11 protein-coding genes are annotated in these 13,012 nt (G+C 49.3%); 10 read left to right on the top strand and 1 reads right to left on the bottom strand.

Going from position 1 to position 13,012, the window contains the following annotated elements; translation table 11 throughout:
* Positions 1–150: 150 nt before the first annotated feature.
* From AB8599_RS20255 to AB8599_RS20210, 10 genes are all read left to right on the top strand, one after another.
* On the top strand, positions 151–1,167 hold the full coding sequence (locus tag AB8599_RS20255) for a TRAP transporter substrate-binding protein (protein WP_407333535.1): 1,017 nt from the start codon (positions 151–153) through the stop codon (positions 1,165–1,167).
* Between the two features lie 78 nt (positions 1,168–1,245).
* Positions 1,246–1,806 (top strand): TRAP transporter small permease subunit, encoded by a 561-nt coding sequence (locus AB8599_RS20250; RefSeq protein ID WP_407333534.1) that lies wholly within the window; start codon positions 1,246–1,248, stop codon positions 1,804–1,806.
* Entirely contained in the window at positions 1,799–3,115 is a 1,317-nt protein-coding gene (locus AB8599_RS20245; RefSeq protein WP_407333533.1) for a TRAP transporter large permease subunit, read from the top strand. The genes AB8599_RS20250 and AB8599_RS20245 overlap by 8 nt, the downstream gene beginning before the upstream one ends.
* A gap of 75 nt (positions 3,116–3,190) precedes the next feature.
* A complete protein-coding gene (locus AB8599_RS20240; RefSeq protein WP_407333532.1) occupies positions 3,191–3,700 on the top strand; it encodes a gluconokinase in 510 nt (169 codons plus the stop codon).
* A 247-nt stretch (positions 3,701–3,947) separates the two neighbouring features.
* Positions 3,948–4,949: a gluconate operon transcriptional repressor GntR gene (gene gntR, locus AB8599_RS20235; protein WP_407333531.1), complete on the top strand. Its 1,002-nt coding sequence runs from the start codon at positions 3,948–3,950 to the stop codon at positions 4,947–4,949.
* A gap of 155 nt (positions 4,950–5,104) precedes the next feature.
* On the top strand, positions 5,105–6,730 hold the full coding sequence (locus AB8599_RS20230; RefSeq protein WP_407333530.1) for an AMP-binding protein: 1,626 nt from the start codon (positions 5,105–5,107) through the stop codon (positions 6,728–6,730).
* A complete protein-coding gene (locus tag AB8599_RS20225) occupies positions 6,727–8,064 on the top strand; it encodes a hypothetical protein (RefSeq protein WP_407333529.1) in 1,338 nt (445 codons plus the stop codon). Before AB8599_RS20230 ends, AB8599_RS20225 begins: the two co-directional genes overlap by 4 nt.
* A gap of 10 nt (positions 8,065–8,074) precedes the next feature.
* A complete protein-coding gene (locus AB8599_RS20220) occupies positions 8,075–8,839 on the top strand; it encodes an enoyl-CoA hydratase-related protein (RefSeq protein WP_407333528.1) in 765 nt (254 codons plus the stop codon).
* A gap of 318 nt (positions 8,840–9,157) precedes the next feature.
* Positions 9,158–10,285 (top strand): HlyD family secretion protein, encoded by a 1,128-nt coding sequence (locus tag AB8599_RS20215; RefSeq protein WP_407333527.1) that lies wholly within the window; start codon positions 9,158–9,160, stop codon positions 10,283–10,285.
* Between the two features lie 15 nt (positions 10,286–10,300).
* A complete protein-coding gene (locus AB8599_RS20210; protein WP_407333526.1) occupies positions 10,301–11,332 on the top strand; it encodes a DUF2955 domain-containing protein in 1,032 nt (343 codons plus the stop codon).
* Between the two features lie 29 nt (positions 11,333–11,361).
* Here AB8599_RS20210 and AB8599_RS20205 read toward each other — a convergent pair whose 3' ends face one another.
* A complete protein-coding gene (locus AB8599_RS20205) occupies positions 11,362–13,008 on the bottom strand; it encodes a sensor histidine kinase (RefSeq protein ID WP_407333525.1) in 1,647 nt (548 codons plus the stop codon).
* Positions 13,009–13,012 lie beyond the last annotated feature (4 nt).

The raw sequence follows: 13,012 nt of genomic DNA, 5'->3' as shown, positions 1-13,012 counted from the left end.
AGGGGAATTGGGATATGGATCTCGGAATAGATTCAGGTTACCGGTAACAATATTGCAACGTTACCGGTAACATCAATAACAAACCGGACAATAACGAACAGTAGAAACACTGTATTTTTTCAACGTGGAACCCATAAGGATACCTCTGAAATGAACGTGCTATCTAAAGCTTTGTTAGCTGCCACCCTCACCGGACTCTTTTCTACATCAGCATTAGCTGCTGATTTTACGTTAAAAATCCAATCGTCAGATCCATCAGGAGATCTCAACTATAAGCTTCAGCAAGAGTGGGCTGAAAGAGTCGAACTCATGTCTAATGGCCGAATCGATATCGACCTACTCCCTGTTGGTTCTATTGTTAAGCATACTGAAACATTAGGTTCGATCAAATTGGGGATCATCGATGGCCACGTGACCGCGACGGGTTATTTCTCCGGTAAAGATCCTGCGTTTGGTTTGATTGGCAACATGGTCGGTGCATGGTCAGACACCACCCAACTACTGCAATACATGAACTATGGTGGCGGTAATGAACTGATGACGGAACTTTACGCGCCGTATGGTGTGAAATTCATCGGCGCATCCACCACGGGCGTTGAATCCTTTATCTCTAAAAAGCCACTCAATGGCGTTGACGATTTGAAAGGCCTTAAGCTGCGTGCGCCGGAAGGTTTGGTTCAACAAGTGTTTGCTGCCGCAGGTGCAACCCCAGTGAACTTGCCGGGCTCTGAAGTCTTCACTGGCCTTAGCAAGGGTGTTATCGACGCCGCGGACTACACCGTATTTTCCACTAACCAAAAAGCGGGCATGAACGACATTGCCACGCACCCCGTTCAGCCTGGCTTCCATTCCCTGCCACTTATCGACATTTCAATCTCTCAGAAGAAATGGGATGCCATGCCTGCGGATCTGCAAGAGATCTTGACTACCTCGGTCAGAGACTTCTCTTACGACATCACCACGCAGCTAAAAATTGCTGACCAAGCGGCGGTCACTGAAGCGCAGAACAACCCAAACATCACCCTTCACGATTGGTCGGCCGACGAGCGTAAGAAATTCCGCGAAATCGCGAAGACCCAATGGAAAGTGTTTGCTGAACGCTCGCCAAATGCTCAGAAAGTCTATGACTCGGTCACACTGTTCCTGACATCTAACGGCCTGCTGTAACCCTCCTTCGTTTGGATTCCCCTCCAACCATTGGATTCCAAGAGGGCTCACGCCCTCTTTATTCAGGACAAGATTGTTATGGATAATCAACTGACCAAGGCTGAAGAAAGCCACCATGAAGACGAGCCGCGTAACCTTTTAGACAGAGCCATTATTCGTGTTGGCGACGCACTCAGCTTGCTGTTTATCGTCACCGCGTTGATCTCGTTTTACGAAGTCGTCATGCGCTACGCCTTTAACGCGCCCACCACGTGGGTGCATGAAACCGCCTCATTTATTGGTGGATGCCTGTTTATCATTGGTGGCATCTACGCGTTTGCGACCAACAAACACGTTCGAGTTGTGCTGATTTACGACGCCGTGTCACCTCGCAAACGTCAATATCTCAACATAGTGCATCATATTATTGGGCTGGCTTTCGCAGGCATGCTGGCCTATTCCGCCTACCTCATTGCGAACGAATCTTGGTTTGCCCCTTGGGGAGACCTTCGCCTTGAAACATCAGGCTCGGTGCTCAATGCCCCTTACCCTGCGTTGCTCAAAGGGCTGATTTTCGTCGCACTCTGCATTTTGGTGATTCAGTTCGTGCTGCACCTTATTCAGGAAATCGCCACTTTTAGGAAGTCGGAAGATGTTTGATTTATCGGCAATCGGCCTCGGTTGGGGCAGTATTCTCATGCTGGTTATGATGGTCGCACTGCTCCTCACCGGCATGCAGCTCGCCTTCGTGACTGGCTTTGTCGCCTTGTTTTTCACCATAGGTTGGTTTGGCCCTGATGCCCTGCCTTTGATTGCTAGCCGCACCTACAGCTTTGTTTCAGGTTATGTGTTTCTCGCTGTCCCCATGTTTGTCTTGATGGCATCCATTCTTGATCGCTCCGGCATTGCCAAAGATTTGTTCAACGCCATGCGCATCATTGGTCGTCGTGTTCGTGGCGGCGTGGCGGTGCAAACCCTTCTGGTTGCTGTTGTTTTAGCGTCAATGAGTGGTGTGATCGGCGGTGAAACCGTTCTGCTTGGCATTCTCGCACTGCCTCAAATGCTGCGATTAGGCTACAACCGCAAGCTCGCCATTGGCACAACCTGTGCGGGCGGCGCACTCGGCACCATGTTGCCACCAAGTATCGTATTAATCATTTATGGCATGACCGCGAGTGTCTCCATCGGCGATTTGTTCAAAGCATCCTTCTTGCCTGCCCTATTACTGGCAAGTTTTTACATCGCTTATGTGTTGATCCGCTGTTATATCGACCCTTCCCTCGCACCCGACACCATTCCGTCTGACGCAGAAGAAGAGGAAGAAATCAGTTATATGAAGGCGCTGTTCTTCCCGCTACTGTCTGTTGCCGTGGTACTTGGCAGTATCTATTCCGGTATCGCGTCGGTCACAGAAGCCTCGGCACTGGGCGTTATCGGCATCATGGCGAGTGCGGCAATTCGTGGTGAACTCAACTACAGCATGCTCAAAGACAGTGCCGTCGCAACTATGCGTACGTGCGGCATGATCATTTGGATAGGTATCGGAGCCAGTGCCTTAGTCGGCATTTACAATCTGATGGGCGGCATCGATTTTGTCGGTGATGTTATCTTTTCCCTCAGTGGCGGCGGCGCGCTTTCCACGCTTTTGATCATGATGCTGATTTTGCTGGTACTGGGCATGTTCCTTGATTGGGTTGGCGTCGCGCTGCTCACGATGCCGATCTTCGTGCCGATGATCACTGAGCTGGGTTATGACCCAATTTGGTTTGGCGTGGTGTTCTGTCTAAACATGCAGGTCTCTTTCCTGTCACCTCCCTTCGGCCCTGCGGCGTTTTATCTTAAATCCGTTGCACCAAAAGACATCAGTCTGGGCGAAATCTTCAGTTCACTGCTGCCGTTTATCGGGCTTCAAATCCTTGTTCTTGGCTTAACCATCGCCTTCCCTCAACTCGCCATGTGGTGGAAATGATGCCGTCTAGAAGCGATCACTCAGTGACTTTTTTATGCCTTCCGCATTGATAAAGGCAAGAGGATAACGATTCCAATGAAACCTAAAAAAATCCTACTCATGGGCGTGTCAGGCTCTGGGAAAAGCCTAATAGGTAGCCTGATCGCACAAAAACTGGCGATCCCCTTTCATGATGGTGATGATTTTCACCCTGAAGAAAACGTCAAAAAGATGCGTCAAGGTATTCCACTCAGTGACGCGGACAGACACGACTGGCTGCTGACGTTAAACCAGTTATTCATCGATAACGACGAACTGGTTGTCGCCTGCTCCGCACTGAAAAAGACCTATCGCGATACATTGCGACAAAATAATAAAGACATGACCATTGTTTATCTCCAAGGGGATTTTGATACCATTTGGTCTCGCCATCAAAAACGTACCGACCACTACTTCAATGGCCAAGAAATGCTAAAAAGCCAGTTTGAAACCTTGGTGGAGCCGACGGCAGACGAAGCTGTTTTCATTGATATTTCCCATCAATCTGAACACGTATTGGAGCAAGTCATTCGCGCATTGGAAGGAGCAAGCAATGAGTCAACCTGATATCGCCGTCATTGGCCTCGGTAACACGTGCTCACCTAGAAGCATCCGCACTCGGTAAAGGCCGTTACTTTGATGCAGAGCGTCTCGAGTCCTCGCTAGCCAAGGTTGTGGCCACCTCTAAACTTTACAGCCACCGCTATATTGTTGAATAGCGGCACTTACTGACAACAAAGTGGTGAGTAGATCCACACTAAGGTGTAACATCACCGCTCACAGGATGTGAATAATATGCGATTAGATTTTCGTTATGGTAAGTAAGAAAAAAAGACCCACACTTCAAGATATTGCCGACCAAGTTGGCGTAACCAAAATGACGGTTAGCCGCTGCCTGCGCGATCCTTCACAGGTTTCAGAAGCGCTCAAACATAAAATTGAAGCAGCCGTTGAAACGCTTGGCTACATTCCTAATCGCGCCCCTGATATTCTTTCCAACGCAAAAAGTAACGCCATTGGCGTACTGGTTCCTTCTTTGACGAATCAGGTGTTTGCTGAAGTGATCCGCGGTATCGAGTCAGTGACCGCGCCCGCGGGCTATCAAACCATGATTGCGCACTATGGTTACAGTGCAGAACTGGAAGAGCAGAGCATTGCTTCCCTGCTCTCTTACAACGTCGATGCGATCATTCTTTCCCAAACCACGCACACAGATAAATCGAGAAAAATGCTCGAAACCGCGTCTATTCCAGTGGTTGAGATCATGGACTCCATTTCTCCATGCATTGAACAAGCCGTCGGGTTTGATAACGGTGCAGCAGCCAAAGCCATGACACAGGCCATGCTGGACAAGGGATGTAAAAAAATCGCCTACTTCGCCGCACGCATGGATCAGCGCACACGATTGAAAATGGCAGGTTATCTCGAGGCCATGAATGCGAGTGGATTAGCGCCCATTACCTTGCAAACTGAGGAGGCGTCTTCGTTTACGCTAGGGTCAACCTTACTCAATGAATTGATCGCAAACCACCCTGATGTTGATGGCATATTTTGCACCAACGATGACTTGGCCATTGGCGCGTTGTACGAGTGCCAGCGTCGTGGCATTCGCATCCCCGAAGACATTGCCATTGCAGGCTTTCACGGCTTAGATGTCAGCCGAGCCATGCTGCCGCGCCTTGCCACCGTGGTAACACCTCGTGAAGAGGTGGGACGGGTTGCCGCCAAACAACTGCTGAATCGCCTAAAAGGTAGTGAGGATTGGGAATCCTCTATCGACCTTGGTTACCAAATAGATATCGGTGAAAGTCTGTAACTCTTGCTCATCAACCCTATCACATTGAACCCATTGGTTGTTACTAGCACTTTGCGAACCCTCTGCGATAATTTTGTGAGATTTGTTCGCTAAATTCTCCCTGTCACTCCTAATCGCTTCGAGCAATTTGGAGAATAGATGTCAGGGAGATCAAGATGACAGCTTCACTTACTTCGCCGTTGTTTCCACCATCACCAAAATCATCGCTATCGGGCGATGGCAACGACTTTAATGTTTCGCCATTGGCAAGTCTCGATGCGACTGAGCTTCGAAAATTCATTGAATTCGGTCGTGGCCCTAGTGAGTCCCCTTCGTTCAGCACCCTAAATAAAGCTTTCGAATATCACGCTGACAAAACACCCCATGCGATTGCTGCCATGCATGGTAATCGTTCAATTTCGTATCAGGTATTGAATCAACACGCAGAGCAACTCGCCACGTTTTTGCAGCAACTTGGCGTAAAACCCGGCGACTCCGTAGGTTTGTTTCTTACGCGTTCGATTCCCATGCTGACTGGCATGATGGCGTGCCTGAAAATTGGGGCAAATTATGTACCGCAACATGCCGGTGTTGCACCACACCCTCAGCTCGAACATATCGTTGAAACCGCACGTATTAAGATTGTCCTTACCCTTTCTCAACACAAACAAAGCCTACCTGCTTTCGACGACTGCACAGTCATTGAGCTTGATAATCTATTGAAATCAAGTGAATTTCTTTCTCTTAAAATCGCAGGGAAGCGCCCAACAAAACCTCAGCACACTTGCTTTATTCTTTTCACTTCGGGCACAACGGGAAAGCCAAATGGTGTTCAGGTCACCCACAAAAATGTCTGCAACATTGTGATGACGTCACCGGGGAATCTGGGAGTGAAACCCGGCATGCGTGTGGCTCAGATATTAAGTATCGCGTTTGATATGTCTGCGTGGGAGGTGTTTGTTGCGCTCTGTCACGGTGCAACGTTACTGATTCGAGACAAAGTGATTGAGCATACCGCCGTCAATGCCGATGTCATTATCGCCACGCCGTCTGTACTCGGACAGATTGACCCTGAAAAGTGTCGTGATGTCAGCGTAGTCGCGGTCGCAGGTGAACCTTGCCCTAAACCTCTAGCTGATACTTGGGGAGCATTCTGCGATTTTTACAACTGTTGCGGACCAACAGAAACCACCATCATCAATACCGCCAAACTTTACCGCCCCGGCGATTCGCTAACCATTGGCAAGCCTACCCCAAATAACACAGTGTACGTGCTGAATGAAAAGCTCGAACCCTGTGCAATCGGTGAAGTGGGGGAAATGTGGGCCGGCGGTATTTGCGTGACGAAGGGGTATCTCGCCAACGCAGATCTCAGCCAAGCACGTTATCGTGCTGATCCTTTTTTAGGCGATGGGCATGTAATGTTCAGAACCCGAGATCTCGGACGATGGACACCATGCGGTGAACTTGAACACTATGGTCGAACCGACGATCAAGTAAAAGTAAAAGGCTTTCGCGTGGAGCTTGATGCGGTGTCCAGCATCATCGAGCAGGTTCCAGCGTGTCGCTTAGCGGTCACGTTAAAAGCCGACGCCAATCATCTTGTTTCCTTTGTTGCCCCAGCAAGCGTTAATGAGCAGGACGCCATCAATCATGTTGCCTCCCACCTTCCCTACTACTGTGTGCCGGTTCGTGTGATGGCCTTTGAGACTCTGCCGTTAACGCCGCGGGGGAAAATTGATAAGCGCGCACTGCAAGCACTGTACGACGAGTCTCAAAACCAAGGAGGGAAATCGGCATGATGGCGCCTTATTCACAGTCTGAGTTACCCGCCAAGCAAGGATTGCTGCAACGCATGTGGAAATATCCCGCGTTGGAACACTATGTTCGATTGATTATCTTGGTGTCTGCGATCAATCTCGGTTGGCTGATTTATGGCATCACAAGCGGGCAATGGTTTGCACCAAACCATATTGACCTAACCAGCCTGAGCAACATGGTGATCAGTAACTTCTTTGTCGCGATATTGGTTCGCCAACAATATGTCATCAATCTACTGTTCTGGCTGGCAACGCGTGCACCGGTGACTTGGCCACTTTCTGTGCGTTGGCATTTAGGCAAGATCTATCATCACGGTGGACTGCACAGTGGCTGTGCAGTGAACGGAACCTTGTGGTTTGCACTTTTCACGGGCGCGCTGATCTATCAACACAATCAAAACCCGGCATCGGTTTCGGCCACCAGCCTTTTTACCACTTGGGGGATCATTGGTTTGTTGGTGGTGATGATTGCCATGGCCATGCCCAATATTCGGAAGAAGTTTCACAATGCCTTCGAGCGCACTCACCGCTTTGCGGGATGGAGCGTGCTCATTTTATTCTGGGTACAGGCTTTTGCCATTGCAACAGATAGCCAACCTGATCAGACAACGTGGGAACGAATGTTGAATACACCGTCCATGTGGCTTCTACTCATCATGTCATTCAGCATCTTGCTTCCTTGGTTGCGCCTGCGTCGAGTGCCCGTCTCTATCACGACGCCCTCTCGCCATGTCGCGCTGCTGAAGTTCAATTACGGCGTCACGCCATTTGCTGGCTCATCAATGGCCATTAGCCGCTCCCCCCTTTCTGAATGGCACCACTTTGCCAATGTGCCTTCACCCACTGAGCCCGGTTATCGCTTAACCGTCTCTCGCGCCGGAGATTGGACAGGGAAACTGATCGACGACAAACCAAGCCATGTCTGGGTCAAAGGTGTTCCCACCGCGGGCGTTGCCAACATTGAAGTGCTGTTTAAACGCGTGGTGTACATCGCGACTGGCAGTGGCATTGGCCCCTGTTTACCGCACCTATTGGCACAGAAATTACCGATGCAGTTGGTGTGGTCAACCCGCGACCCACGCAAAACCTATGGCGATGAATTGGTCGACGAAATTCTTGCGGCACAGCCCGATGCGCTGATCTGGGATACCGACAAAGAAGGTAAACCTGACATGGTGAAACTGGCTTACGCTGCTTACAAAGCCTTTGATGCAGAGGCGGTTATTTGCATTTCCAATCAAAAACTCACGCGCCAAGTTGTTTACGGTTTAGAAAGCCGTGGCATACCTGCCTATGGCGCAATCTGGGACAGTTAAGGACATGAATATGCTGATTAAAACCACCATGGATCAAGGCGTCGTTACCCTTAGATTAAATCGTCCAGAAAAACGTAACGCCCTCAATTCGGCGTTGATGCAAGAATTGGTCTCAGCACTGACGGAATATGACACAAACCCTGACGTAGGCTGCTTTGTCATCACGGGTTCAGAACAAGTGTTTGCCGCTGGTGCAGACATCAGCGAAATGGCCGATATGTGCTATCAGGACATGGCAGCGTGCGACTACTTTGCGGGGTGGGAGGCCATTGACCACATTCGCACCCCGATTATCGCCGCCGTTTCTGGCTATGCTTTGGGTGGCGGGTGCGAGCTAGCCATGATGTGCGACACCATTTTTGCAGCGGATTCTGCGCTATTTGGTCAACCTGAGCTCACCCTCGGCGTGATCCCTGGCATGGGCGGATCACAGCGCCTCACCAAGCTGGTCGGCAAAGCCAAAGCGATGGACATGATTCTGACTGGCAGGATGATGGACGCCGCAGAAGCCGAACGCGCTGGGCTGGTGTCTCGCGTGGTGCCTGAACATCAATTGCTGCGAGAAACCATGGATGCCGCACGCACGATTGCAAGTTACAGCAAGCCAGCCGTGACACTGGCAAAGGAGTGTGTAGTGATAGCTGAAAAGCTACCCGTGAGCGAAGGAGTGCGTTTTGAGCGTCGAGTTTTCCACGGTTTATTCGCCACTCACGATCAAAAAGAAGGGATGAAAGCGTTCATAGCTAAACGTAAACCCAATTTTATGGGTCACTAACGCGCAATCCGCTTTTCAAAATTACGGTCTATATTGCGGTCAAAAATGCCGTCAAAATAGCTAACAAAATAGTTGAATCGTTTTCTGGGGAGCCGCGTTCAAATGAACGGTGCTCCTTTTTTCTGCTCACTACATCCAAACCCGCCAAAACACACGCCGTACCCTATATGCCTGATATGACACTGTTTACACCAAAGTGTCTTAACTTGGACAACTTTTCCTTCTCACTCCTCATAGAATTACCTTCCGTGGATGAATCGCCATCATCCATTTCTAATGGCCATTCTTCAGATGGTCATGGCAATAAGGACACATGTCATGAGTGATGCCAGCAAGCCGAACATTGAGGAAGAAACGAACGCGAATACAAAGGAGCAGTCGCCCTCTGTGAACAGCGCCCGCCGTTTCACTTATTATCTCATCGCAGCAGCATTGGTCATTTGGATCTACACCCTATGGGCTGACCGTGTGACGCCCATGACCAGCCATGGCAGAGTTAACGGACAGCTCATTCGCATTAGCCCTCAAATATCCGGCCCCATTTCGAGCATTTCTGTGGTTAACAATGCCGAGGTCAAACGTGGGCAGCCACTCCTGACCATTGAAAAGCGTCCCTTTCAATTGAACGTGGAATCGGCTCGTTTAGCGCTTCAACAAGCATCACAATCGGTCAATGCGGATTCTGCCGCCATTGATGCCGCCAAAGCCACGGAAGTTGCTGCTCGCGTCAAGCTCGCTAATGCCAAACAGCATGCGGAGCGCAATACTGCGTTGGCACGACGGGGGGTGGTTAGCCAAGCGACGCTTGATGACAGCCTATCTGCACTGAATACTGCCAGAGCTAACCTTGCCGAAGCCATCGCAGCACTCGCCCGAGCACAAGAAGCGTTGGGGCCTAAAGGAGAGAACAACCCTCAAGTTAAATCGGCACTGAACAGGTTAGACAAAGCCTTGCTCGATCTTTCTTATACTGACATCAATGCGCCAGCAGCAGGTGTGATCACCAACATCAACCTTGCCGCCGGTGATTATGCCGCGACTGGGCAGCCTCTACTGACCTATATCAATAACCGCCATTTTTGGCTCACTGCCATGGTGCGTGAAAATTCTCTGGTCTATATCCAAAAAGGCACCATAGTGAAAATTGTTTTCGATGCTTATCCTGGAGAGATTTTTCATGGTGAAGTCACTTCGATTGGCTGGGGAAGCAGTGGCAATGGCAGCCTTCAAATCGATGGAAACAATGGTTTATTTGATTCGCCAGCCGATATCCAGCGTGCACAGCGATTCCCCGTCAACATCCGCTTTTTTGACTTACCCGATGACGTCAATCTTCGATATGGCGGCCTTGCAACCGTGAGCTTTTATCCACGGCAATCTGATTTTGGGGAAGCATTACTTGATGTGTGGACGTGGATTTGGAGCTACCTGAGCTATGTCTCGTAATGGTGTGACCTAATCATGTTTAGACGCCCCGGAAACGCCATTATCCGTGTCGCGATCTTTCCCGTCTTGTTGCTTTTTTGGCAGCACGTGTTTGGGACGGAAATTCCGCTATTAGGCCCAGCAATATGTGCGGTGTTTCTAACAACATCACACAAACCGCCGCCATTGCTGATGGTGATATTAATGGCTGTAGTGCTGTTTATTACGGCATGGTTTCAGGCCAGCCTGAGTAACCTACTTCTCGACAATCCCATTGTGTATTACTGCATGCTGTTTGTGGTTTTCTACTGGTGCATGCTGCGCTGTCGAATTAATCCACAAGATCTACTGGCGACACTCCTGGTAGTTTCAACTGCGATGATCGCCGTGTTCTCCCGCCAAAAAGGGATAGACGTCACGCAAGTGCCTTTGGCGTTAATGGAGAACATTTTCATCGCAGGATTTGTTGCGTATCTGGCCTATTTTCTTATTCCGGGTGGCGACCCGATAGCACCAACACCAACACCATTGCCTTCTGAGCCTAAACACACCGAAGTCTGGCATATCGTACTGAAAGCCAGCATAATTTTGCTGGTTTTGATCAGTTCTATCGCCCTCAATCTGGTGCAAAGCACCATTGTCACAATTACCGTTGCATTGATACTTAAAGATCCCGATCCTATCAGTGCCCATAGCTATGGTGTTAGGCGCTTTCTCGCTACCTTGGCGGGTTTCCTGTTCACATTGCCTGTGCTCGTGATGAGTGTTTTGCAAACCGATCTGATTGGGAACATGGGCATTGTATTGACCTGCTCGCTCCTTATGGGCATTCATGCCATGAAGAAAAATGCTAGTTACAGCACGATTCAATTGCTCTATTCCGGATTTGTGGTCTTGGTGTATTACGGCATTACTCAAAATGCTGGCAGCGCGTTCATCGAAGATGGAAAGCGCCTGCTCTCTATCATGGGCGCGGTGATGTTGGGAATATTTGTATTGATATTGCTTCAGCCCAGATCCGCAAAACTCACAACTGCCAAAACAAATAAAACAAGACGATTGACTTAAAAGCGCAGAAGCGATGCATTTGGCTGGCTTTATTTTCGTCCACGTTCATCTGCTTGCTCATTTTTCTCGTCACTACTGCCACTAGATGGACCAGTGTCTGATGCGCTAAATGAAGGCAACGGCTCAGCGCTTGCCGGATCGTCTGTCATCAACATTGGCATGGCTCGGGTTTCATCAGCAGTCTCTCGTAAGCCCCCATTCACTGTCGGCAACGATGAGGTCATTTGGGGTTCGTTTTCACTATCTATAACTGAAGTAAAAACGTCGGGAACGGCGCGAATTTGGCTGCTCGTCTTATCCGCTATCGACGAGAGTTCAAAGTAAACACTGAATGACTCTGTTAAATCTTCTTCAATACGCTCAAGCTGACTTTGATGAAGGCTTAAGATCGCTTCAACGATCTTGGTTCCCATCCCCAACGAACCAGATGCACTGCCCTTTTCAACGCTATTGGATATACGAAAGCCTACACGGCGCGCACTCGCTTTAGCAGCATCAATCAAAATGGTTGAATGCGACGGGCTATGACGGATCGCGTTTTCCAACAAATTATCAAAGACACGGTTAATCAGTTGTTCGTCAGCAATCACTGAGATTTGAATGTCAGCGCTCACCACAATATCGACCAGCTTATGTTTTGCCGACAAAGCAAAGCGCTGCTTGATCTCTTGTAGCAAAGCATTCACATCAATTTCTTGATACGACAGCACAACCTTGGCGGTGGGGGATCGCGCGGCATCAAGTTGTTCTTTCAGATGGCGCTGTAGTCGCTGCGCATTATGATACGCCGTATCAATCATGCCACGACCTTCATTATGTTGTATTCGCCAGGTTTCGAGATAACCCAGTACATTCGCCAAAGGCGTTTTAAGATCGTGACTGAGCTGCACAAGATGCTCACGGCGCTGTGCTTCTTGAATTCTAAGCTGGATAAACTGCTGTTGGATCACGGCCATCATACGACGATATTGCGACGCTAACTCTTGTAGCTCGGCAGTTGAAAACTTAAGTGGTGGGGTAACGCGAAATTCAGAACTCGCCGCTTGCTCAATTTGGTGCACCATCAATCGTCCCGGTGTAATGATATGGCGAAACACCATGCGATAAACACACAATGCAAACAGCAAAATTGCCACCAGCGCAGCAAACACAACCGGTGCATAGAGAAGCAAGGATTCGGAATCTAATAATGCGCCATTTTCAGAACGCCCGATCACCACATACAAGTAGCCAGCAACCTTGCCACCCGCATCTATTTGCGCAGCCGAAAACACATTTTTGCCACTATGCGACAAAGGGTCGTCGCCTAAAATAGGGTAAGGCTGGCTATCTAGAAATTGCTGAATGGGTGCGACATCGATCTTGCGCCTTTGCACGTCTTCAATGGGTGGCCCTGACGTGGTGATGTTTCCCTCAGGGTCGAGAAAATAGATTTCAAAATCGGGGCCCAACAACATCAAGGTGTGAAAAATAGAGGATAACGCTTCAGTGCTATAGTCATCTCCCACCATCAACGGGTTGTCGTCTCTCATGTGAACCGCCAATTCACTATGCAGGATCTGCTTTGCCCTGAATTCGTTTTCTTTCCACACAGACACGCTCAATGCAGTCAGCAGCGCTGCACTGAACAAAAACCACACTATGGTGAATAACAACAGACGATGTTTAAACGTCAATTTC

The sequence above is a fragment of the Enterovibrio litoreus genome (assembly GCF_045679545.1).
GTDB lineage: Bacteria > Pseudomonadota > Gammaproteobacteria > Enterobacterales > Vibrionaceae > Enterovibrio.
This window is presented reverse-complemented; position numbering and strand designations above follow the sequence as displayed.

What these genes read in the sequence shown, in the direction of transcription:
- AB8599_RS20255 (WP_407333535.1), top strand. Translation starts at nt 151, where the DNA reads ATGAACGTGCTATCTAAAGCTTTGTTAGCTGCCACCCTCACCGGACTC.
- AB8599_RS20250 (WP_407333534.1), top strand. Translation starts at nt 1,246, where the DNA reads ATGGATAATCAACTGACCAAGGCTGAAGAAAGCCACCATGAAGACGAG.
- AB8599_RS20245 (WP_407333533.1), top strand. Translation starts at nt 1,799, where the DNA reads ATGTTTGATTTATCGGCAATCGGCCTCGGTTGGGGCAGTATTCTCATG.
- AB8599_RS20240 (WP_407333532.1), top strand. Translation starts at nt 3,191, where the DNA reads ATGAAACCTAAAAAAATCCTACTCATGGGCGTGTCAGGCTCTGGGAAA.
- gntR (WP_407333531.1), top strand. Translation starts at nt 3,948, where the DNA reads ATGGTAAGTAAGAAAAAAAGACCCACACTTCAAGATATTGCCGACCAA.
- AB8599_RS20230 (WP_407333530.1), top strand. Translation starts at nt 5,105, where the DNA reads ATGACAGCTTCACTTACTTCGCCGTTGTTTCCACCATCACCAAAATCA.
- AB8599_RS20225 (WP_407333529.1), top strand. Translation starts at nt 6,727, where the DNA reads ATGATGGCGCCTTATTCACAGTCTGAGTTACCCGCCAAGCAAGGATTG.
- AB8599_RS20220 (WP_407333528.1), top strand. Translation starts at nt 8,075, where the DNA reads ATGCTGATTAAAACCACCATGGATCAAGGCGTCGTTACCCTTAGATTA.
- AB8599_RS20215 (WP_407333527.1), top strand. Translation starts at nt 9,158, where the DNA reads ATGAGTGATGCCAGCAAGCCGAACATTGAGGAAGAAACGAACGCGAAT.
- AB8599_RS20210 (WP_407333526.1), top strand. Translation starts at nt 10,301, where the DNA reads ATGTTTAGACGCCCCGGAAACGCCATTATCCGTGTCGCGATCTTTCCC.